The organism is Paenibacillus albidus (genome assembly GCF_014644435.1).
Taxonomy (GTDB): domain Bacteria; phylum Bacillota; class Bacilli; order Paenibacillales; family Paenibacillaceae; genus Paenibacillus_AQ; species Paenibacillus_AQ albidus.
On record NZ_BMKR01000005.1, the window covers coordinates 155,724 to 177,063 of the forward strand.

Annotated in this window: 16 protein-coding genes and 1 pseudogene; 12 read left to right on the forward strand and 5 right to left on the reverse strand. The window is 47.7% G+C overall.

Features of this window, described 5'->3' with window-relative positions; translation table 11 throughout:
- Positions 1-51: 51 nt before the first annotated feature.
- From IEY53_RS07245 to IEY53_RS07255, 3 genes are all read left to right on the forward strand, one after another.
- Positions 52-2,019 carry a peptidoglycan D,D-transpeptidase FtsI family protein gene (locus tag IEY53_RS07245; RefSeq protein WP_189023752.1) on the forward strand — a complete coding sequence of 656 codons (1,968 nt, stop codon included), beginning with the start codon at positions 52-54 and terminating at the stop codon, positions 2,017-2,019.
- 265 nt (positions 2,020-2,284) lie between these two features.
- A complete protein-coding gene (gene vanR, locus IEY53_RS07250; RefSeq protein ID WP_189023437.1) occupies positions 2,285-2,983 on the forward strand; it encodes a VanR-ABDEGLN family response regulator transcription factor in 699 nt (232 codons plus the stop codon).
- A gap of 97 nt (positions 2,984-3,080) precedes the next feature.
- Positions 3,081-4,064: a sensor histidine kinase gene (locus IEY53_RS07255; RefSeq protein ID WP_444544127.1), complete on the forward strand. Its 984-nt coding sequence runs from the start codon at positions 3,081-3,083 to the stop codon at positions 4,062-4,064.
- Here the strand turns inward: IEY53_RS07255 and IEY53_RS36275 are convergent.
- Both IEY53_RS36275 and IEY53_RS07265 read right to left on the reverse strand, forming a co-directional pair.
- Positions 4,063-4,212: pseudogene (locus IEY53_RS36275) on the reverse strand (transposase); the annotation flags it as partial. The gene IEY53_RS07255 and the pseudogene IEY53_RS36275 sit on opposite strands and share 2 nt — an antisense overlap.
- Before the next feature lie 476 nt (positions 4,213-4,688).
- Positions 4,689-5,528, reverse strand: coding sequence for a YheC/YheD family protein (locus IEY53_RS07265; RefSeq protein WP_189023439.1), 840 nt, complete (start codon positions 5,526-5,528; stop codon positions 4,689-4,691).
- A 167-nt stretch (positions 5,529-5,695) separates the two neighbouring features.
- Here IEY53_RS07265 and sbnA point away from each other — a divergent pair, with 167 nt between their 5' ends.
- Both sbnA and IEY53_RS07275 read left to right on the forward strand, forming a co-directional pair.
- On the forward strand, positions 5,696-7,900 hold the full coding sequence (sbnA, locus tag IEY53_RS35870) for a 2,3-diaminopropionate biosynthesis protein SbnA (RefSeq protein WP_308424208.1): 2,205 nt from the start codon (positions 5,696-5,698) through the stop codon (positions 7,898-7,900).
- 23 nt (positions 7,901-7,923) lie between these two features.
- Positions 7,924-8,889, forward strand: coding sequence for a 2,3-diaminopropionate biosynthesis protein SbnB (locus tag IEY53_RS07275; RefSeq protein ID WP_189023441.1), 966 nt, complete (start codon positions 7,924-7,926; stop codon positions 8,887-8,889).
- 270 nt (positions 8,890-9,159) lie between these two features.
- Here the strand turns inward: IEY53_RS07275 and IEY53_RS07280 are convergent, their stop codons facing one another.
- Complete coding sequence (locus IEY53_RS07280; protein ID WP_229696034.1) at positions 9,160-11,232, reverse strand: beta-galactosidase; 2,073 nt, start codon at positions 11,230-11,232, stop codon at positions 9,160-9,162.
- 129 nt (positions 11,233-11,361) lie between these two features.
- On the opposite strand from IEY53_RS07280, the gene IEY53_RS07285 reads away from it, so the two are divergent.
- Together IEY53_RS07285 and IEY53_RS07290 are read left to right on the forward strand one after the other, a co-directional pair.
- Entirely contained in the window at positions 11,362-12,192 is an 831-nt protein-coding gene (locus IEY53_RS07285; RefSeq protein WP_189023443.1) for an AraC family transcriptional regulator, read from the forward strand.
- 89 nt (positions 12,193-12,281) lie between these two features.
- On the forward strand, positions 12,282-13,475 hold the full coding sequence (locus IEY53_RS07290; RefSeq protein ID WP_229696035.1) for an oxalate decarboxylase family bicupin: 1,194 nt from the start codon (positions 12,282-12,284) through the stop codon (positions 13,473-13,475).
- 84 nt (positions 13,476-13,559) lie between these two features.
- On the opposite strand, the gene IEY53_RS07295 is transcribed toward IEY53_RS07290, so the two are convergent.
- Together IEY53_RS07295 and IEY53_RS07300 are read right to left on the reverse strand one after the other, a co-directional pair.
- Positions 13,560-13,901 (reverse strand): nuclear transport factor 2 family protein, encoded by a 342-nt coding sequence (locus IEY53_RS07295; protein WP_189023444.1) that lies wholly within the window; start codon positions 13,899-13,901, stop codon positions 13,560-13,562.
- 29 nt (positions 13,902-13,930) lie between these two features.
- Positions 13,931-14,725 (reverse strand): SDR family oxidoreductase, encoded by a 795-nt coding sequence (locus IEY53_RS07300; protein WP_189023446.1) that lies wholly within the window; start codon positions 14,723-14,725, stop codon positions 13,931-13,933.
- A 176-nt stretch (positions 14,726-14,901) separates the two neighbouring features.
- On the opposite strand from IEY53_RS07300, the gene IEY53_RS07305 reads away from it, so the two are divergent.
- From IEY53_RS07305 to IEY53_RS07325, 5 genes are all read left to right on the forward strand, one after another.
- Positions 14,902-15,786: a LysR family transcriptional regulator gene (locus IEY53_RS07305; RefSeq protein ID WP_189023448.1), complete on the forward strand. Its 885-nt coding sequence runs from the start codon at positions 14,902-14,904 to the stop codon at positions 15,784-15,786.
- 175 nt (positions 15,787-15,961) lie between these two features.
- Complete coding sequence (locus IEY53_RS07310) at positions 15,962-16,615, forward strand: universal stress protein (protein ID WP_189023450.1); 654 nt, start codon at positions 15,962-15,964, stop codon at positions 16,613-16,615.
- 50 nt (positions 16,616-16,665) lie between these two features.
- Positions 16,666-19,524 carry a Na+/H+ antiporter subunit A gene (locus tag IEY53_RS07315; RefSeq protein ID WP_189023452.1) on the forward strand — a complete coding sequence of 953 codons (2,859 nt, stop codon included), beginning with the start codon at positions 16,666-16,668 and terminating at the stop codon, positions 19,522-19,524.
- Position 19,525: 1 nt separating this feature from the next.
- The gene (locus IEY53_RS07320) at positions 19,526-19,861 is read left to right on the forward strand and encodes a Na(+)/H(+) antiporter subunit C (protein WP_189023454.1); all 336 of its coding nucleotides are present in this window, start codon (positions 19,526-19,528) and stop codon (positions 19,859-19,861) included.
- Positions 19,858-21,333 (forward strand): Na+/H+ antiporter subunit D, encoded by a 1,476-nt coding sequence (locus IEY53_RS07325; RefSeq protein ID WP_189023456.1) that lies wholly within the window; start codon positions 19,858-19,860, stop codon positions 21,331-21,333. Before IEY53_RS07320 ends, IEY53_RS07325 begins: the two co-directional genes overlap by 4 nt.
- Positions 21,334-21,340: the final 7 nt, after the last annotated feature.

The following is a 21,340-nucleotide window of genomic DNA, read 5'->3' on the forward strand; positions in this document are numbered from 1 at the left end:
ATTTGAAGGTTGAAAGGAAACAAACGAACTGAAATAAAAAACAAGGACACCATGAACTTGAGAGTAAATGTATTTTATTTTGGCACATTCCTCTTATTTTGTACCATCATTATACGTCTGGCCATTCTTCAATTCGTAGAGGAACCTGGCCTTAAAGATTTGGAAACTATCGGGCAGGTCAAAAATTACCCGCTTGAGCCGGTCAGGGGCAGCATTATCGATGCTTCGGGAACAGCGCTTGCTTATTCCACCTCAACGCAAGCATTGTATATTACACTCCTCAAGGACTACAGTTCATCTGATATAGGAAAGAAGAATCGGATGGAGGTTGAAAAGCTAGCAACGGAAATCGTCAAAGTATTAAATCATTATGGTGAACCTACAGCAGACAAACTGACGATCGAAGACGTGATGAAATCGATGGATCTTGATTATAAAATGCAGCCTGGTTATGCACCACGTCGAATAAAAGCAAATCTTACAGCTAGAGAAGTTGCTTATTTTATGGAGCATAAAAGTGAATACCCTGGCATTGAAGTCGTAGAAGAAAGCCAACGGCAATACAACCCTGATAAAGTTGCAGTCCAGACGATCGGCTATTTGAAGGAGTTTCGAGGAACGAAGGAAATCAAGAAATATAAAGAGTTGGATGCAAAGAACAAGACTCTGAAGGACCCGGGGCTTATGTATACGGAGCGGGAGAAGGTTGGGGTAGACGGATTGGAGATGATGTTTCAGGAAATACTGCGTGGAAAGAACGGCTACAGGAGGATTCCGGTTAATCCGCGAAACATGGTTGACGGCGTACCGACGATGATATCCCCCGAGAAAGGCTACAATGTTCATACGACGATCCATAAGGATATTCAGGTAGCTGCGCAACAGGCAATTGTCGATCAATTACAATGGCTTCGTACCCATCCCGTTTCGGAGAAATTACATCCCAACGCCCAGACGGGCTATGCAGTAGCCCTTGAAGTGGATACAGGCAACGTCGTAGCTATGGCCAGCATACCTGACTATGATCCTAATGTATGGGAACATGGTTCCGATGATTGGAGCACCGTATTGAATCACTATAGGAACGGAACCATATCGCCTTACTCCTCCGGTCGATCCGGTAACCAATTAGAATCACTGGTATTGCTGGGATCTACGATCAAGCCGTTAACCGTATTAATTGGGCTCAATGAGAAATTGTTTGGTCTTAACGATTATTACAACGACCAGGGGGCTGCTTTTTTTGGAAAGGATAATTCAAAAGTTCGGAACGCCCGGGGGAGAGCGTTTGGAGCGTTAAATGCCAGAAAAGCAATTGAGCATTCCTCTAACGCTTTTATGGTCGATTGGATCGGGGAAAAGCTCTATGACAAGTATGGATCCCAATCCATTGAAATTTGGGACAAATATATGAAGGATTTCGGTTTAGGCGTTTCGACTCAATCCGGGTTGCCCTATGAGCACGTTGGAACCGTCGAATATAATAATATTGAACAGGCAGGAAGTTATTTGGCAGCTATGGCGTATGCATCATTCGGTCAGTCGGGGAAATATACAACCCTTCAATTGGCGCAATATGCAAGTACCCTAGCGAATCGAGGTGAGCGCATCAAGCCGCAGCTTGTCAGCAAGATCGAAGATCAAAATGGCCAAGTCATTAAGGAATACAAGCGCGAGGTATTAAATACAGTAGTATTTTCAGAGCAATATTGGGAGGAAGTGATAGCCGGTATGAACACGCAGGGACTTCGAGCGTTTGACGATTTCAAATTTGATTTTGCACGAAAAACAGGTACATCGGAGCAAGATATCTACGTGGACGGTCAAAGAAAAAGGCTAGAGAATAGTGTTTTCATTGCTTTCGCCCCCCGTGAAAAACCGAAACTAGCCGTCGCTGTCGTCATACCTGAAGGCGGTTATGGTTCAAGCGCTGCGCCAGTGGCCCGAAAGATCTTCGACGCCTATGATGAAGTTTACGGTCTGGATGGTTCACCCAAACTCCTAGAAAGCGATCGTTGATAAAAACATGAGGCAGGAGCGCCAATTTTGATATGATTCCCTTTAGATAAACAATGTGAGAATAGCTCATTTTCGTTTACTTGAGGGGATTTTTTCATTCTGAATATCTTTCTTCCATAAGGTCATACTGAAGCGGAGTGAATTCACGAGATAGATAGGATCATTCGTGCATCGGCGAATCCCTTGGCATATAATAAACAAGAAAGGGGTAATCAAAAGTGAATATCCGTTTTCAAATACAAGATGGAAGAATGTGAAATAACAAGTGGATGTAAACATTTTAATCGTAGAAGATGAAAAAGACATCGCAGATTTATTGGAAGTATATTTGAAAAATGACGGTTATGTTGTTTATAAATTTCATAGTGGAACAGAAGCATTGAAGAAAATTGAACAGATGGAATTCGATTTGGCCATTCTTGATGTTATGCTGCCTGATATTGACGGATTCAAGCTATGCAGCAAAATTCGCGAACAATTTTTTTATCCGGTCATTATGCTAACAGCTAAGGTAGAAGATATGGATAAAATAACAGGACTTACAATCGGTGCAGACGATTATATTACAAAACCGTTTAACCCCATGGAAGTGATGGCGAGAGTAAAAACTCAATTACGCAGGTATAAAAGATATAACGAGAAAAGCCATGCTTCAGTAAAAGAACACGTAGAGTATGATATTCGAGGGCTTGTGATCAATAAAGAAACCCATACTTGTACCCTATACGGTGAAGAATTGTCATTAACACCAATAGAGTTCTCGATTTTGTGGCATTTATGCGAGTACCAAGGAAAAGTTGTATCGTCTGAACAACTTTTCGAAGAAGTTTGGGGCGAAAAATTTTTAGACAACAATAACACGGTGATGGCACATATTGCGAGACTTCGTGAGAAGCTAAAGGAGCCTGTACGAAAGCCGGGATTCATCAAAACTGTATGGGGAGTCGGGTACAAAATTGAATGAAAAACAGATGAAAAAACGCATAACCAAGCGAATGCTTCTGCGGTTTCTTATATCGTTATTAATCAGTTTCACATTAATTTTTGCTGCCGCGCTTACCATGCTTTGGCTTAATTCCTTCCCACCTTTGGAAGGATACAAGGGATTGTCCAATACAATAAAATGGATAAATAACCGCATTGATTTATTGGGTCTCATTGCATTAGCTGCAAGTCCCATTATCATCGTGTTCATTCAATGGAAGCAACTTATCTCTTATTTATCTTCGCTTGCCGCTAGGTTAGAATCGATTGACAATCCGGATACAGAAAAAATCGTCTTACCCTCTGTTTTAAAAGAGGCAGAAGATCAACTCAATCAAATAAAAGCAAGCATAAAAGAAAAAGATATCATTGCGCGGCAAGCTGAACAACGAAAAAATGATTTAGTGGTGTATCTAGCGCATGATTTAAAGACGCCTATTTCCTCCATCATTGGCTACTTAACTCTGTTACGCGATGAAAAACAAATCTCTCATGAAATGCATGATCGCTATATCCAGGTAACATTGAAAAATGCTGAACGATTAGATGAATTAATTAACGAATTTTTTGAGATTACGCGATTCAATTTGGCGCATGTTTCGCTAAATTATAGCACCGTTAACTTAAACCGAATGCTCGAACAAATGCTTTTTGAGTTACATCCCCTGCTTTCAGGCAAAAATCTCACGTATCGTTTAGATTTACCAAGCGAAATTGAATTGACGTGTGATGTAGATAAAATGCAACGCGTATTTGATAACTTATTACGCAATGCTGTTTACTATAGCTTTGATCATAGTGAAATTCAAATTCATGCTAATTTATCGGATTCCACGGTGAAGCTTTATTTTATGAATAGCGGGTATACCATTCCGCCTGAAAAAATTGGGCGCATTTTCGAACAATTTTATCGATTAGATTCCTCACGATCAACACAGTATGGAGGTGCCGGACTCGGCCTAGCGATTGCAAAACAAGTTGTTGAATTGCATCATGGCCGCATTTCGGCATCAAGCTCTGACAATCAAATATGCTTTTCCATAGAGCTGCCCCGTTCGTAAGAAAGTCGGGGTGCTGGCGAGCATAGGCACGCAGGTCTTCCAGCCTGCGTCCAGTCAGCAAATCCAACATGGTTTCGCCCCCAAGATTGTGAATGCCCGTATTGTACGTGTGTCCTTTTTTAATGGCAAAGTCGTCGATGCCCAGAACCGCCCGGTCGGGTTAATGAAATATTTCGTGTCTTGATCAAGAAACTCACGCGGAACCACCTGCAGAACGACAAGCTTTTCTACCTTGTCAGTAATTGCCCACTCGGTAGGCTACCCCAATATCTTCTCTTTCTCGAAAGCATTCAAGAAACGTCTCGGTGTCGCACCTTATTGTGTGAACAACTATGAAGAAGAAAACGGACCGCTCTCAAGTCGTCGAAAATGACCAGAGGGCGGCCTCTTGTATATGTTTCCCAGGGTATGGGTGCTTAAACTCTATTATGATAAAGCCTACGAGGCTTCCAGGCAGCATGTTAAGACCGCATTGTGATGATTCAGGCCGGAGCACTGGCGGAAGAGGCAAGGAGCCTTTTAAAGCAATCCGGGGGGTTCGAGAGGAAGTGATCCGATTAGTAGTCCTATGGTTATTATGAAGGAGGCTTCCGATTACTTCGTGCGAGTGGACAACCTGTTATCTTACACCACACCCTGCCTAGCCTTCATACACTTCAGATTATAAGTTCGCCCATATGCCTTACCATATCTAACGATTCGGTGAATCATCCTGCTGTCCTTCAGCTTAGTGAACGGACAAGGATCGGGGGCCGTATTCACTTCCAGGATCCATGGTTTAAGACGCCGATCGAGGGCAATGTCCACGCCGATTTCCTGAAGGCCGGGGTAGGCAGTGCTTAGCTGCCGGGCGGACTTCACGCCAATTTTTTTCATTGCCGCAATCAATGCTTTGCGCGTCTTTGTGCTTGTGTAGGCGTTCAATAATTCCTCAACCGGATAAATCGTCCCCCCTTGGCTCCCGTTGGTAACCACCTTATGAGGATGAGCCACGCGTCCTGCAACACCCGTAGCTTCCCATTGGCCCTTAAGATTTCGCTGTACCATCACCCGGATATCGAAGGGGCGGCCTTTGTAAACCAGGAGCCGGATTCCTTTCTGTACCAGATAGGACTTTCCCTGGGTTTCCCTATGGATTGCGCGATATGCCTTGTCATAGTCAGAGAATGTGTGTATTTGCGTACCGGTCTGATAGCGGTAAGACATCCTTTTCCTACGGGCATGATCACCGCCGTTCTTGCTTTTCAAGCTATTGCCTGCCGTTTTTTCAACCCGGATCACACCCTGCCCCAAAGATCCGCAGCATGGCTTAATGTACACCATCTGATATTTTTGCAGCATCTCATGCAGTACACTCTGATTCATTTTTCTCGTTACCGGGATATGCCTCCTTAACTTTTGGCTTCTTGCCAGAACCCTTGTCTTCGTCAGCTTATTGGATATACGCCGGATCTGCTCCTTCATTGTATCCCTCCGTCTCAATTAGCCTATAGGCTATATTACGGGAACAATTCAGCTTTTGATTGGGCAGCACACAATAAAAGAACACACCATACGAATGCTACATATGATTATTGCAGGTGTTAATCTAATGAGGCTGCAGCATGCGGCGGAGCAGGAGGCGGCCCATGATGCCGTTAGACAAATTGCAGGATAAGGTGCATGAAGTCATTGAGATATTTCCTTGGTACAAGGAGCTGATCGGCAGAGAGAACACGAATTATAATCTGCAGAACCTTCCACTTCTGACGTCGAAAATTCTTGAAACGTATTATTATACCCAATCCCTCGACCCTTCTCTGGCTGTATATAGGACATCGGGCACAAGCACCGGCCGCAGAAAAGCCATATTTTACTCAGAGGAAGACGATAAGCACTACATTGATATCAAAACAAAGCTGTTCGGTGAGCTAATTGCAGGAAGCGGATGCACAAGAGCTTTGGCGGATATGGGCACCGGACATGCAGCGAACACTATTTTGTCCATATTTGAACGGTTAGGATTGGAGGGGAGTTCCATCCCTTTTGAGCTACCGATCGAACAGCACATTAAACGGCTTCAAGCTTTTAAGCCTGACCTGCTGTACACGATGCCTTCCATCCTTGACCATATCGTATATGCCGCCGGTGATCCGCGCGTTTTCGGAATACGCAAAATCATATTGGTCGGGGAAATCGCCTCACAGGGGTGGCAGCGGAATATGGCCCGCCTGTTCGGTCTTGATCCGCGCGACATTACCGATACGTACGGCTCCATTGAAATGGGTACAATCGCTTATTACTCCCATGATCATGGCCGGTATATTTTTGTCGATGGGATTTTTGCAGAAGGGATCGGGACGCATGAATTAGGCGAGGAACTGAGGCCGCTGGGTAAAGATGAAGGTGTTCTGGTACTTACCTCTAGCGTCCGCAAGATGCTGCCTGCCCTTCGTTTCGTTACCTATGATGTCGTAAGGGACTTCAGGCCCGTAATGATCAATGGCGTAGAGAAGCAGAGCTTTGAGTCTATTGTTAAACGGGTGGGCCGGGAACTGAAACACGGGGAGAAAATCAGCCTGTACGATATCGAACAGGTCGTCTACCGTCATATTGAAGATGCGATCATCCGGGTCAAAGTAAGGAATAATGCGCTGACCGTTTATATCAAAAGTAAATCTGCGGTTCACTCCACTATTCCGGCTATCAGGGAGGAGATCAGGGAGTGCATTCCGGAAATCGGTATGATGATTCGTAATCATCTGCTTGACGATATTGAGGTGATTATAGTAGCCAAAGGCGAACCGCTGGACAGCGGGAAGGTTAAGAACAAAAAGTTATATTACCAGAAAGACAAAGATAGGGTAGAGAGGAATATCCATGGAGGCATTTTGTCGGCCATAGGGAATACCCCCTTAATCAAGCTTGCCAACCTGTTCCAGAACAGCGGGTTTGAGGTCTACGCAAAAATGGAGCTGCTGAACCCGGGGGGAAGCGCGAAAGACCGTCCTGCCCTGCGGATGATAGAAGAGGCTTGGAAGGAAGGAATAATAGGGCCGGGAACTACAGTCATTGAATCGAGTTCCGGAAATATGGCGATCAGCTTGGCCATGATTTGTAAATACTTGGGGATGCGTTTGATCAGCGTTGTCGACCCCAGAACAACGGAGACGAATCTTCAAATCCTGAAGGCATTGAACGCAAAAATTGATTATGTTGCCGATCCAGACCCCGAGACAGGTGAATTTCTGCCTGCCAGGCTGAAGCGTGTGCAGCAGCTTCTGGCGGAAATACCGGGCAGCTACTGGCCGAATCAGTATGCGAACCCCAATAATTATCTGTCCCACTACCATACGACAATGAAAGAAATCGTGGCTGAGCTTGGCCAAGTGGATTATTTGTTCTGCAGCGTCAGTACATGCGGCACCATTCGGGGCCTGGCGGAATATGCAAGGGATCACGGGCTTAAGACCAAGATCGTGGCCGTCGACGCGGAGGGAAGTGCTATTTTTGGCGGGAATAAAGGGAGACGGCGGTTCCCGGGACTGGGTGCCGGCATCGTGCCGCCCTTCTGTAGAACGGATCTGATCGACCGTATCGTGTATGTCTCGGACTCAGATATTGTAAAAGGTTGCCGGGCGCTCTCGCAGAATGAATCGATCCTGGCCGGCGCATCCTCCGGAGGGGTCATTGCCGCCGTCAAGCAAATGGAGCAAGAATTGACTCCGGGGTCTGTCTGCGCGGTCATTCTGCATGACAAGGGGGAACGTTACCTCGATACCGTATACTCGGACTCATGGATTCAGAGCCAGTTCGGCGGGGAGCTTTCGGCTGAAGGTGGAGATGTCCTTGCCTAATAACGGCAAAAGGAGGAAACGGTATGCTGTACTTAAGCGACCAGGACATTCGGGCAGTAGGCCTTGAGTGGCCTACCCTTGTGGAGTCGGTAGAATCTGCGGTGCGCATTATCGATTCTGGCGATTACGCGCAGCCGGTAAAGCCTTACCTAAGGTATAAGAAACCTCACAACCGGATTATTGCCATGCCCGCATACGTAGGGGGAGACGTACAAGCAGCAGGGATCAAGTGGATATCTAGCTTCCCGGATAATATAGAGGCAGGTCTTCCCCGCGCGCATAGCATCATCGTGTTGAATGACCCCATTACGGGCCAGCCTTCAGCCGTCCTGAATTCGCCGCTCCCCAGCATCGTAAGGACGGCTTCCATCAGCGGGCTGATGATCCATCACTTGTTGCAGGCTCGCTTGCTGGAACGGATTCATCTCGGTATTATCGGCTGGGGCCCGATTGGGCAATATCATTTGCAAATGGCGGCAGCTCTGTACGGAGATCAAATTGAACGTATCCGCATTTTCGATATAAAAAGAGCGGATTTGTCAGGAATCCCGCTTCTCTACAGGGAGAGGGTGGAAGTGGCAGAGACGTGGGCGGACGTTTACCGGCATTCCAATATCTGCATCACGTGTACCGTATCCGATCACCGGTATATCGATATTCCCCCTGCCAAAGGCAGTCTTCTGCTGAATGTTTCGCTGCGTGATTACAAGCCTGAGGCGTTAGCTTCGGTAAAAGCCATCATCGTCGACGATTGGGATGAAGTTTGCCGCGAGAATACTGACGTAGAGCGGCTCCATCTGGAACAGGGGCTGACCCGTGCCGGCACCCAAAGGATTACCGATGTCGTCTCCCGCCGCAGCCTCACTGAATTCGCCGCGGATGAGCCGATCTTCTTCTGCCCGATGGGTATGGCCGTTTTCGATATCGCTACAGCGGTATATTACGTGAAGAAGGCCAGGGAAAAGGGGATTGGGACTGAGTTGGAGTAGTCCTTATTTTTGAGTAGGATATACGTGAGTGTTTGGCGAGGACGCTGCGCGAACGGACCGTTGTTCCAACCGCTGTTGTATCCAGATTTTATTTATTTGCCTTAGCGGTAAAAATCCGGATACAAAGGCGGCCGCTATTGCTTTTCCGCGGGTCGTTCCGTCCTCTCCGCTGTTTAAGCGGGTATCGTATCTACAATCCTTCTAAAAAAAGCAGGGCTGTCTCTGTCGTGGAAAATCCACTTATGAGACAGCCCCTTTCTTTTAAATATTTTACTCCAACTCTAAAACCTTAACCCCGTAAGGGGGAAGGTTCAATTCTCCCGCTGCAAGTCTTACTCCTTCCAGCATGTCTTCGGTCCCCCGCAGGAGACGGGCTTGGACTGGATGGTCCGAGTAGTTCAATAAAAAAGCAAAACGGCGATTCTGTTTTTCGCGGATGGCAACTTCCACTTCAGGAGGGAGTTCCGCCCAATCTTGTAAAGCAGGCTTTATTCCCAAGCGAACGATCAATGCATCCGCAACTTCGCGGCTGAATGCAGCCCCGTAATAGTAGGCTTCACCGCTACCATATGGGTTCCGGGTAAGTGCCGGTTTCCCTGCATAATAGTCTCCATCGAATACGGCGAGCGTTTCTACTTTTTCGTTTGCCGGGCGGAGAATATCGTTGAACAGATCTGCTGGCGTCCCGGCTTCATTCCCGCCGTCGGTCCAGCGGATGTTTGGTGTGGATTTCTCGTTAACGATAAGCGTAAAGTCTTCCACGGTCACCCCACACAAGTCCGCCACGGGACCTGGGAATGGCGACATCCGGCAATGTCCCCGCTTGTCCTTGTAACCCGTGCGGGCTCCGAAAAGAAGTTTGCCTCCCCCTGCCACATACTGCTTGAGCAGTTCCGCCGTTTCCTCTGACATGATGGCTGGATGAGGGTAGATCAGCACCTTGTACTGAATGAGATCATCCAGCGCACTCGTGTCTTTCAGATACAGGTAATCGTAAGGGATATGATTGAATTGCAGGGATTTGGCCCAGCTGTATAGGCTTTCTTTCGTCAGCGGGCCGTGCCACAGGTCGAATTCACCGTCCCACTCATTGTCATAATCCTGCAGAATGGCGACTTCTGACACGTAACGGGACCCGGCAATGGCAACCCCTATTTTGGCCAACTCACGGCTGATGTCTGCTGCCTCAGCCACCCTCCGGTTGGGCTGGTTATGGTAGTCGTTAATTCCATGCCAGTAAATCTCGGTGCCGAATGTTGCCGTCCGCCATCTGAAATATAAGAGCATATCCGCCCCGTGAGCAACAGACTGATAAGTCCACAATCTCATCTGTCCGGGTTTGGGTGAAGATTGGGCGATCTTGTTCACCCAGCCGCCCGGGCCCGATTGCTGCTCCATGATACAGAAATTGGGGGAAACTGAACGAACTTTGGCCAGTTGGTTGGATGAGATGCGGTCCATGAGCGGATTCTCCCGACCGGCATCGTTCCATAGGGTAGCGAAGTTCGGGTACGAATCATGAGAGAAGAAATCCAGAAGCTCGTCCGTCATGGCATGGTTATCCAGATGACCAAACATGCCGTTGGTTGTGACCCACTGCTGTGGTGCAAGCTTTCGCAAGATCTCTGCCTGCAAACGGGCAAAGGAAATCGTGTTATCCGAGATAAACCGCTTTTCGTCCAGTGTTTGGTGAGGGTTAGCGGAGTTGCTTGGAGTAGTACGCGGCAAATGGACCTGTCCCCAGTCTGAGTAACTCTGGTTCCAGAAGACAGTGCCCCAGGCCTGATTCAAAACGTCCAACGAACCGTATTTCTCCTTCAGCCAAGCGCGAAAAGCCGCATGATCCGCTTCGGAGTAGAATACGTTCACCTCGCAGTTAAGCTCGTTGTCGATCTGCCAGCCCACTACACCGGGATGGTCCGCATAATGAACAGCCATCGCCTCGGTGATTTTGGCGCAATAGTTGCGGTACACCGGACTGCTGTAATTGTAGTGCCGTCTCATCCCGTGTTGATACTGTACACCATCTGATGTGACATTAAGAATTTCAGGGTATTTATGGGTCATCCAGGCGGGCGGCGTCGCCGTCGGGGTGCCGAGAATAACCTTCAGTCCGTGTTGATAAGCAAGGTTGATGGCACGGTCGAACAGATCGAAAGCAAATACCCCTTCCTCCGGTTCAAAAAAATTCCACGCAAACTCCCCCATGCGAACTATGCTAAAGCCGATATCCCGCATCCGCTTGTAATCGTCATCCCACATCTGCTCCGGCCACTGTTCAGGGTAGTAGCATACTCCCAGCTGGAAGGCTTCCCCCGGAATGGATTTGTCCACAATGATCATTCCCTTATTTTAGTATAGTGTTTTTTTGTTGTATAAAGCCCTTTATAAATTCATTATAATCCTTTAATATATAAAGCGAAATAACATCATTTTGTTCAGTATATTAGAATATTGCGTTTTGGAGGCGTTATGATCATTCACTATGTGCTGCCTGAACCTATGTACAAATACTACACAGGTTATCCGGTTATGATTGGCCAATACTCCGATTTTCCCGAACACCAGGAACGGCGGGCTAAGGGACAGCTGCAAGAGGCAAATTTACATCTGGTGTTAAGCGGAAGAGGATATGTATTAGATAACGGTAAGGAATATGCTTTGGAAGCAGGACAAGGTTTTTATTATGGGCGGGGACTGGCGCAGGGGTATCGAACGGATCCAAAGGACCCTTGGGAAGTGTTTTGGGTACACATCGCAGACGAGGGGCTGGACAGGCTGCTGAACGGCAAGGGGATTTCATCTGTTTGGATGTTTACCTATGGTGATGTGCCAAAGTTAAAACGCTTAAGCGGGAGTTTGCTGGAGCTGGCTTCTCCCGGCGATAGGAACGAGGTGCAATTGGCGGTCAAGCTATATGAACTGCTTGCTGAGCTGGCGATGAGCGCGGAGACGGTTGGAACAGCAACCATGCTGGACAAGCGCGCCCGGATGAGAGAGGCTGCGGAATATATCCGAACCCGCTGTACAGAACCGCTGACCCTTCTGCAAATGGCGGAGCAGGCGGGTTTCAGTACTTATTATTTTAGCAGGATGTTCCACGAAGTGATGGGGCGGACTCCCATGGAGTGGCTGTTTGAATGCCGTCTAGTTGTAGCCAAACAGCACTTAATGTCTACCGGGTGGACTATTAAGCAAGTGGCGGAGAGTTCCGGATTTTCCCAGAGCAGTTACTTCATTGCACGCTTTCGGAAGCATACCGGACAGACCCCGCAGGAATATCGGCGTTTGTACAACCGCTGATGATCAGGGCGGGAGTGATGTGCATATTTCGTGTGGGGTAACATAAATATTTCACAACGGATATTTTTCCGAATTGTGAGGTGAATGAATTGGATAATCAGACGCATAGACCGTTTCCGTCTAAAACTATTCCACAACCGATTCGCAGCGACGGCGCCGGTGGAGTGGATAGAGGCCCAAGAGATGTGATGAGGGATATGCAAAATCCCGATCTGCTGGTTCCTCCAGTGACTGATGCCGGACTCCTCCCGAACCTGCGGTTCTCCTTTTCCGATGCGCATATGACGCTCAACCATGGTGGGTGGTCAAGAGAAGTTACCATTCGGGAACTTCCGGTCGCAACAACCCTAGCCGCTGTCAATATGAGCTTAACCCCCGGAGGGGTGCGCGAACTGCACTGGCATCAACAAGCGGAGTGGTCCTACATGCTGCTTGGACATGCACGAATAACATCTGTAGACCAACATGGGCGTAACTTTATTGCCGATGTCGGACCGGGAGATTTATGGTATTTCCCTGCTGGACTCCCCCACTCGATACAAGGGCTGGAGGATGGATGTGAATTTTTACTTGTTTTCGATGACGGGCATTTTTCAGACCTTGATACATTGTCCATATCGGACTGGTTTGCCCACACACCCAAAGATGTTCTCTCAGCAAACTTTGGAGTGCCGATAGACGCCTTTAATCATATTCCATCCGAACAAGTTTATATTTATCAGGATAATGTCCCCGGACCGATTGAATCTCAAAAACTTGACTCTCCATACGGTACAATTCCACAGAGTTTCACACACCGGTTATTGGCCCAGCCGCCTATAAAAACTCCTGGTGGCAGTGTACGGATCGTGGACTCCTCTAACTTTCCGATTTCAAAAACAGTGGCCGCTGCACTCGTCGAAATTGAACCCGGTGCCATGCGGGAGATGCACTGGCACCCCAACAATGATGAATGGCAATATTATCTTACCGGGCAAGGGCGTATGACTGTCTTCGCACCGAACGGTATAGCAAGAACCTTTGATTACCGTGCTGGAGATGTCGGCTATGTACCGTTCGCGTACGGTCATTATATTCAGAATACCGGCACAGAGACGTTATGGTTTCTGGAAATTTTCAAAAGTGACAGATTTCAGGATGTATCGCTCAATCAGTGGATGGCGCTTACTCCTGCCGAACTGGTCGCAAGCAATTTACATGTAGGTCCTGAACTCATGAATGCCTTGAGGAAGGAAAAATGGCCGGTTGTTAAATATCCCGGGTTCTCTTATTATCCAAAGTAATTTTGAACAGAGGGGGTGTACCCAGAGCCATGATATGGCTCTGGGTACATCCCTTGTTTTTTGGAGCGAGATAGACGTGGGCGCTTAAAAAATCGATAAGCTCACAATTTTATCATCTACAATACTGAAATGATATTCCAGCAATAACGGATCGGGTAAACCTGTTTTGTCATAAGTTCCATCGAGCTTGCAGGTTACAATAACCTCATCCTGATTTTCTTTTACTGCTTTTGGTTCTAACGTTACGTTTGCTCCAAAATGGTATTGATCACTCCATTGCTTAATCGCTTTTTGACCAATCCGCTTTTTTCCTTCATCCACCACAACGGCATCTTCTGAAAAGCAATTGACAAATGCTTCCGGATCGGGTTTATTCGAGGCGTCAATATATTTACGGATCACAGAAGGTAATTGATCGATCTCCATTATTTCTCCCCCTTAGTTAGTTTGAATAATTAAACTGTCGGAATGGTTCCGCCATCAATGACATATTCGCTTCCTGTAATGGATGCTGCACGGTCGGAAACCAGAAATGCAACTAGCTCAGCGACTTCTTCAGGAAATCCCGGCCGGCCGATTGGAATACCTCCAAGCGAATCCATAAGCTGCTGGAGTGCACTCTCTCTGCTTCCTGTAGCAGTTGCCATCCGGTCAATTAGCGCATCTGCTGCCTCAGTCTGAATAAAACCAGGGGACAATGAATTAACCCGAATACCACGGGGAGAAAATTCATTAGACAGCCCTTTGCTGTAATTAGCGAGAGCAGCTTTAGCCGCTGCATAAGCTAATGTGGTTTCATAAAGAGGCAATCTTCTTTGGATTGAGGTGAAATGAAGAATAACACCTGATTTATTGTCCAACATTAATGGAATTAGGCTGCGGTCAAGCCGGACTGCGGTCAGAAGATTCCAATTTAAAGCCTGCAGCCAATCGTCATCACTAAGAACAAGAGCGCCACCTGGTGGAGTAGTTGATCCGCCTACACAATGGACAATAATATCGATTCCGCCAAGCTGTTCTTTCACTGCTGTAATCACTTGCTCTACCCCTTCAGGTGATGCAAGATCTGCTTGAACAAATGCAACCGAATTTGGCATGTCAGCTGATACGGAACGGGCCGTTGTCAGGACTGTCGCTCCGCTGCCTGCAAGTCTATTCACAACAGCTCGTCCCATTCCTTTTGTCCCGCCCGTTACAAGCACTTTCTTGCCTCTGAATTCTGTTGCCGAGTACTCGAATGTTCTACTCATATCTATCCCTCCTTATGATGAATAACTGAATCCGTGAGTTCAGCGCTCAGTCCCTTAACCTTTTAGGTGATGTTCAAGAGGAGCTGAATATAATATTACACTTGACTCTTTTATAACGTCCAATTTATTATACTAATGAAACTCATGAATAATATTAATATAAAGAGGGTCAAATAATGGAGCTCACACAATTAGAGTATTTTATGACGGTTGCACGGTTAGAACACATGACGATGGCTTCTAAGGCACTCGGCATTACCCAGCCGGCGCTAAGTCATGCGATTGCCAAACTTGAGAACGAAATCGGCGCTCCTTTGTTTGAGCGCAATGGAAGAAATGTGAAGCTGAACCGAAATGGCGCCATGTTCTCTAAATGGATCGGCAAAGCACTGCAAAACATTGAAAACGGCGTAAAAGAAATTGAAGAATGGTCTAACCCGGATACGGGGGTTATTACTTTATCCTATCTCAATATCCTTGGCGTTGACTTAATCCCCAATTTAGTCCGAAGCTATCAATTAGACTATCCCAAAGTCCGCTTTGAATTGACACAAGGGAATCTTGGAGATATAGATGCGCATTTGGAACAAGGACACTCGGATCTTATGATTACATCGAAGGAATCTACTTTAGACAATCATAAATGGATAATTATCCAGCAGGTCCCCTTGTATATTGTTGTATCCTCCCAGCACCATTTAGCGAATCGTTCAGCTTTGAGTTTGGCGGAGTTGTCGGGCGAACCATTCATTGGTTTGAAAAACAACTGTGGATTAAAAGCGACCATTATGTCGCGTTTCCAACATACTGGTTTTGTACTTGGTTCGGCGTATGAAGCCGAGGATTTAATCACAGTAGCCGGATTTATTAAGGCTAATCTCGGTATATCTGTCCTGCCTAAGACTATGGGATTGATGTTGGATGAGCTTGTGTGGATTCCGATTACTGATGAGGGATGGTATTGGGAAATAGGCTTGAAGTGGAGAGAAGATCGCCATATTTCTCCGGCTGCGAGGCGGTTTGTAGCCTACATTGAAAATGGGCAGAGGCTCACTGTATAGCGAAGGTTACGACAGATTATACTTAGAGGTGAACGGTTTCAGACTGGACCTTTACAATTTTTTGGCCGGGCGATATAATGAACAGTAATTGTATATGAGTTTGACCGGAGGAGCCTGCCAACAGCGGGCTCTTTTTGTGTTTTTACATGGAAAATAGTGGAAGGTGGTATAAGGAATGACGATCCGGCAGAACAATGAAAACATTATGGTATGTGTTCACTATGGACCGCACGGGCAGCGTTTGATTGAGCGGGGGAGCCAGCTCTCCGGGCTGCTAGGGGCTCCTTTAAGCGTACTGACGGTAGATGCACCCAAGGACAATGAATATAACCAGGATAAAGAGCGATATCTCGCAGGATGGAAAAAACAGACGGAGGATTCCGGTGGAGAATTTCTGGTTCGCAGCTGCAATGGGAAGAAAACAGCCGAGGTTATCGTGGAAACGGCCAGGGAGAGAGGAATTACCCAGATTATTATTGGCAGGTCCAGTCAAACCTTGTGGGAGGAGATTACCCGTGGAGATATTATCGATGAATTAATGGAAAGGCTGGGGCCGATTGATCTTCATATTGTGGCCGTACAGCGTTATCCTGAGCTGCTGGAGCAGTCCCATGAACAAGGAGTGGCCGCGTATCTCGTCAAGCAGAACCCTGGAGACAGTTATAGGCTTAGCGATGAGCCTGGCGGAGCGGAGACGCTAAAAGGGATATTTTTTCGTGAGCTGGACACGGATTTCAACAGCGGCTTATTCAAAATTGTGAACAATGGGGAAGCGCAGTATTTAAGAATTCTGCAAAGTGAATGGGTGAAGCCCCATAAAGGACACTAAATGAAGAACCTTAAACAAACTAAAATTTGAACCGGGGGAGAGCTTGACCGATGCTGCATGCAACAATCTGGATACCTTTTTTGATAGCTGTCCTCGTGCCGCTTACAAGGCGTGTTCCGCGCCTGCATGCGGGATGGACTGTTTTGGCCATACCGGTGGCTCTGTTCCTGTACTTTCTGATGCAAATACAGGGTGTGCGGGCTGGAGAATATACACTGTCGACGATACCCTGGATGCCTTCGCTGGGGATAAATATAACCCTGTATCTGGATGGGTTAGGTCTGCTGTTTGCTCTGCTGATTACGGGTATGGGCGCGCTTGTGATTCTATACTCCATTTATTATCTGAATAAACGGACAGAATCCATCCATCACTTCTACATCTATCTGCTTATGTTTATGGGCGCGATGCTGGGTGTGGTTTTGTCCGATAATCTCATGGTGCTTTATGGTTTCTGGGAGTTAACCAGCATTACGTCATTTTTGCTGATCGCCTTCTGGCACCGCCGGGAAAGATCGCGTTATGGGGCACTCAAGTCCATGCTGATCACAGTTTTTGGCGGTCTGGCCATGTTCGCCGGGTTCAACCTGCTCTATGTGATGAGTGGAAGCTACAGTATCCGGGAAATTATAACGCAAGTTGACGGATTGACCGGTGAACCGTTGTTTATTCCGGCGCTGCTGCTGATTTTACTGGGGGCTTTCACCAAATCGGCACAGTTCCCATTTCATATCTGGCTACCTGATGCGATGGAGGCGCCGACGCCTGTCAGTGCATATCTGCATTCCGCTACAATGGTAAAAGCAGGGCTGTATCTGGTGGCGCGGCTTAGCCCGGTGTTCGCCGGTCAGTCCGAATGGTTCTGGCTGATATCGATTGTGGGTCTGATTACGCTCCTGTTCGGCTCCTTCAAAGCCATTAAACAAACGGATCTGAAAGCCCTGCTGGCTTATTCGACGATCAGCCAATTGGGGCTGATTATGTGCTTGCTTGGACTTGGTTCCGCCGCCGCCTTTTTCCCGGGAACGGAGGAGTCAGTGTTGTACGCTATGGCTACAACGGCAGCTATTTTTCATCTCATTAACCACGCAGTCTTCAAAGGTTCTCTGTTCATGGTGGTGGGCATCATTGACCATGAGACGAACACCCGGGACCTGCGCAAGCTGGGCGGGTTAATCTCTTTAATGCCGGTTACGTTCTCCGTGGCGTTGATCGGAGCCTTTTCCATGGCCGGGCTGCCGCCGTTCAGCGGTTTCCTGAGTAAAGAAATGTTCTTTACCGCCTTGCTGAATATTCGGGACCTCAATGTTCTGGAGGTGAAGTCGTGGCTCATCCTGTTCCCTGTGATCGCCTGGACGGCCAGTGTATTCACTTTTGTGTACAGCATGATTCTGGTCTTCAAGACGTTTACCGGCAAGCTTCAGAAAGAGAAGCTGGATAAAGTACCGCATGAAGCCCCGCTGGGTCTGCTGCTTTCGCCGGTGCTTTTGGTTTCCCTGGCGGTGATATTCGGTTTTTTCCCGAATCTCCTGTCCCATTCTCTGATTGAGCCGGCCGTGGCCTCAGTTCATTACGGATTATTGCCGCCGGCAGAGACATTCCCGGTCTCCATTCATTTCTGGCATGGCTGGACCCCGGAAATCTTTATGACACTGGGCGTTGTCGCTGTAGGCGTTATATTGTACAGAGGTTACAGCCGCTTGAAGTTCCTGGAGCGGGAATGGAAAGGAAGGGATTCGCTTAACCGTTTGTATGACGGATCGCTGGTTCTTATGGAACGGGGATCGGCCCGTTTGACGAGCCTGTATATGACCGGCTCCAACCGGCATTATCTGCTGTATATCTTTGGATTCTTTATCCTTGCGCTTGGAAGTGCGTTGCTGGGGGCCGAAGGGATTACGCTGGGGATGAGTCATTATGCCCCGCTGTCTTTATATGAAACGGTAGTTGTTGCGGTCATGCTGCTTGCGGCCCTGGCTGTTCCTTTTGCTAAGTCGCGGGTGAATGCGATTCTGTTCACCGGAGCCGTAGGTTACATGGTGACTCTGCTGTTCGTCATTTTCCGTGCTCCCGATCTTGCCTTAACCCAAATGATCGTGGAGACGGTGTCTGTTATCCTGTTCCTCATGTGCTTCAAGTATCTTCCGAAGCTGAAGACGGTGAAGGAACGGTCAGGCTTTAGATTGCCGAATCTGCTGATCGCTGTGGGTGTGGGTCTGACGATGACGGTTATTGCTTTGGCTGCGATGGGCAGCAGTCCGTTTCCAGCCATCTCGGAATTTTTCCTTAAAGAGAGTTATTCCCTGGCAGGCGGCAAAAATGTAGTCAATGTCATTCTCGTGGATTTCCGGGGGTTTGATACCCTGTTTGAAATTATGGTTCTGGCCGTTGCTTCCCTGGCGATTTATGGCTTGGTTAACCTGAGAATGGAGCCTGGAGTGTCAGGCCGCATTCCGGGAGAGAAGCGGGAAAATCGGGCTTTGCTGCTCCGGAGTAATGATGTCATCCTGCGGACGATGTCCAAAGTTATCGTAATCATAATTATCACCTTTTCCATGTATTTGTTTTTTGCCGGACATAATCAGCCGGGCGGGGGCTTCATTGGAGCACTGATGACCTCGGCAGCTTTGGTTCTGATGGCCATTGCCTTTGGGATGGATACGGTCCGCAAAGTCCTTCCGCTGAATTACCGTATGATTACGGCGGTGGGACTGCTCATTGCGATTTTGACTGCTGCAGGTTCGTTTATTTTTGGAGCACCTTTTCTCAGCCATTCCTTCGGCCATTTCATGCTTCCTGTTATGGGGGATACGGAGCTTGCTACAGCGGTGTTATTTGACCTCGGGGTCTATCTGGCTGTAGTGGGTGTGACTATGAACATTATATTTACCATAGGGGGGGATGAGTAACATGGAACTGATTATGGCTGTAGCTGTTGGTATTTTATTTACGATTGGCGTGTATCTGATTCTCTCCAAGAGCCTGCTGCGTATTGTTTTGGGTACGTCCTTGCTGACCCATGGAGTCCATCTTCTTCTCCTGACGATGGCCGGGCTCAAGACGGGGTCCGCTCCTGTCCTGGGCGGTCAAGGGGAAACTTATGTAGATCCCCTGCCGCAGGCTTTGATTCTGACTTCCATCGTAATCAGCTTTGGAGTGACCGCCTTCTTTTTTGTTCTGGCCTACCGTGCGTACCAGACCTTGGGCACGGATGAAATGGACAGTCTTAAGGGGGAGGAGCAATGAGCAATCTTTTGGTGCTTCCGATTCTGATTCCCTTATGCTCCGCAGTTGTACTGATTTTTCTGAAGGAAAAGCTTCCTTTACAGCGTCTTATAAGTGTGGTCAGTGCGGTTCTGAATGTGATGGTTGCTGTAATTCTCGTACAGCGTATTCATGTGGAAGGTATACAGACACTGCAGATGGGAGGCTGGATGCCCCCCTACGGCATCGTTTTTGTAGGGGATATGCTGGCCGCTTTGCTTGTGTTGACGACCTCTGTGGTGGGTCTGGCGATTCTGCTCTATTCCTTCCGCAGTATAGGAGAAGAACGGGAACGGTTTTATTACTATACCTTTTTTCATTTTTTGCTGGTTGGGGTGTACGGCTCCTTCCTTACGGGAGATATCTTTAATCTGTTCGTCTTCTTTGAGGTCATGCTGATCGCGTCCTATGCCTTGATCTCGATCGGCGGAACGAAACTTCAGCTGCGGGAAACCTCCAAGTATCTGTTAATTAATATTGTGTCCTCCACATTGTTTGTGGCCGCAGTAGCTTATCTGTATGCAGCGGTTGGCACATTAAATATGGCTCATTTGTCCCAGCGTGTGGCTGAGGCAGGACAGGGCGGTGTGCTTAATGTGATAGCAATGCTGTTCCTGATCGTATTTGCGCTAAAGGCAGGTTTATTTCTGTTCTTCTGGCTGCCGGGTTCTTACAGTGCTCCGCCCTCGGCTGTAAGAGCGTTGTTCGGTGCCTTGCTGACTAAAGTCGGCCTGTACGCAATCATTCGCACTTTTACTCTTATCTTTGTGAATGATCCCGGCTTTACGCACACGTGGATCGCCTGGATGGCAGGGGCCACGATGATTCTGGGCGGGCTGGGTGCTGCTGCTTATCATGACATCCCCCGCATTTTTAATTATAACGTTATTATCAGCGTAGGTTTTGTAGCCTTTGGTATAGCCTCGGCGACCCCGGATTCACTGGACGGTGCAGTATTTTATCTGCTGCACGATATGCTGGCCAAAGGTCTGATGTTTATCCTTGGAGGTATCATCATCACTGCCGCGGGAACCGATCAGTTAAAAGCCATGGGGGGGCTTATCAAACGTTATCCATTGCTCGGCTGGATGTTTTTTGCCCTGGCGCTTACCCTTGTAGGCATACCGCCATTCAGCGGTTTTGCCGGAAAGGTACTGATTATCCGGGGAGGACTTGAGTCCGGCATGCTCACCCTGTCCTTGATAGGTCTCGGCTCCAGCTTCCTCGTGCTCTATTCCTTAATCAAAATGTTCCGTCTGGCGTTCTGGGGAAATGAGCCGGATCGAGAATATCCGAAGGTTCATATAAGAGGTGTGACAGTATTGGCAGCCGGACTGCTTGCTCTCGTGATCTGCATGGGCGTGGGAGCCGAGCAGGTGTACAGCTATGTGTCACAAGCAGGTGAGGTGCTTGTCTCTCCCGCACTTTACATCGAAGCTGTAATGAAGGAGTAGATCAAGA

What these genes read in the sequence shown, in the direction of transcription:
- IEY53_RS07245 (WP_189023752.1), top strand. Translation starts at nt 52, where the DNA reads ATGAACTTGAGAGTAAATGTATTTTATTTTGGCACATTCCTCTTATTT.
- IEY53_RS07255 (WP_444544127.1), top strand. Translation starts at nt 3,081, where the DNA reads ATGCTTTGGCTTAATTCCTTCCCACCTTTGGAAGGATACAAGGGATTG.
- IEY53_RS07265 (WP_189023439.1), bottom strand. Translation starts at nt 5,528, where the DNA reads ATGAAGGAGCAGATCCGGCGTATATCCAATAAGCTGACGAAGACAAGG.
- sbnA (WP_308424208.1), top strand. Translation starts at nt 5,696, where the DNA reads ATGCCGTTAGACAAATTGCAGGATAAGGTGCATGAAGTCATTGAGATA.
- IEY53_RS07275 (WP_189023441.1), top strand. Translation starts at nt 7,924, where the DNA reads ATGCTGTACTTAAGCGACCAGGACATTCGGGCAGTAGGCCTTGAGTGG.
- IEY53_RS07280 (WP_229696034.1), bottom strand. Translation starts at nt 11,232, where the DNA reads ATGATCATTGTGGACAAATCCATTCCGGGGGAAGCCTTCCAGCTGGGA.
- IEY53_RS07285 (WP_189023443.1), top strand. Translation starts at nt 11,362, where the DNA reads ATGATCATTCACTATGTGCTGCCTGAACCTATGTACAAATACTACACA.
- IEY53_RS07295 (WP_189023444.1), bottom strand. Translation starts at nt 13,901, where the DNA reads ATGGAGATCGATCAATTACCTTCTGTGATCCGTAAATATATTGACGCC.
- IEY53_RS07300 (WP_189023446.1), bottom strand. Translation starts at nt 14,725, where the DNA reads ATGAGTAGAACATTCGAGTACTCGGCAACAGAATTCAGAGGCAAGAAA.
- IEY53_RS07305 (WP_189023448.1), top strand. Translation starts at nt 14,902, where the DNA reads ATGGAGCTCACACAATTAGAGTATTTTATGACGGTTGCACGGTTAGAA.
- IEY53_RS07310 (WP_189023450.1), top strand. Translation starts at nt 15,962, where the DNA reads ATGACGATCCGGCAGAACAATGAAAACATTATGGTATGTGTTCACTAT.
- IEY53_RS07315 (WP_189023452.1), top strand. Translation starts at nt 16,666, where the DNA reads ATGCTGCATGCAACAATCTGGATACCTTTTTTGATAGCTGTCCTCGTG.
- IEY53_RS07320 (WP_189023454.1), top strand. Translation starts at nt 19,526, where the DNA reads ATGGAACTGATTATGGCTGTAGCTGTTGGTATTTTATTTACGATTGGC.
- IEY53_RS07325 (WP_189023456.1), top strand. Translation starts at nt 19,858, where the DNA reads ATGAGCAATCTTTTGGTGCTTCCGATTCTGATTCCCTTATGCTCCGCA.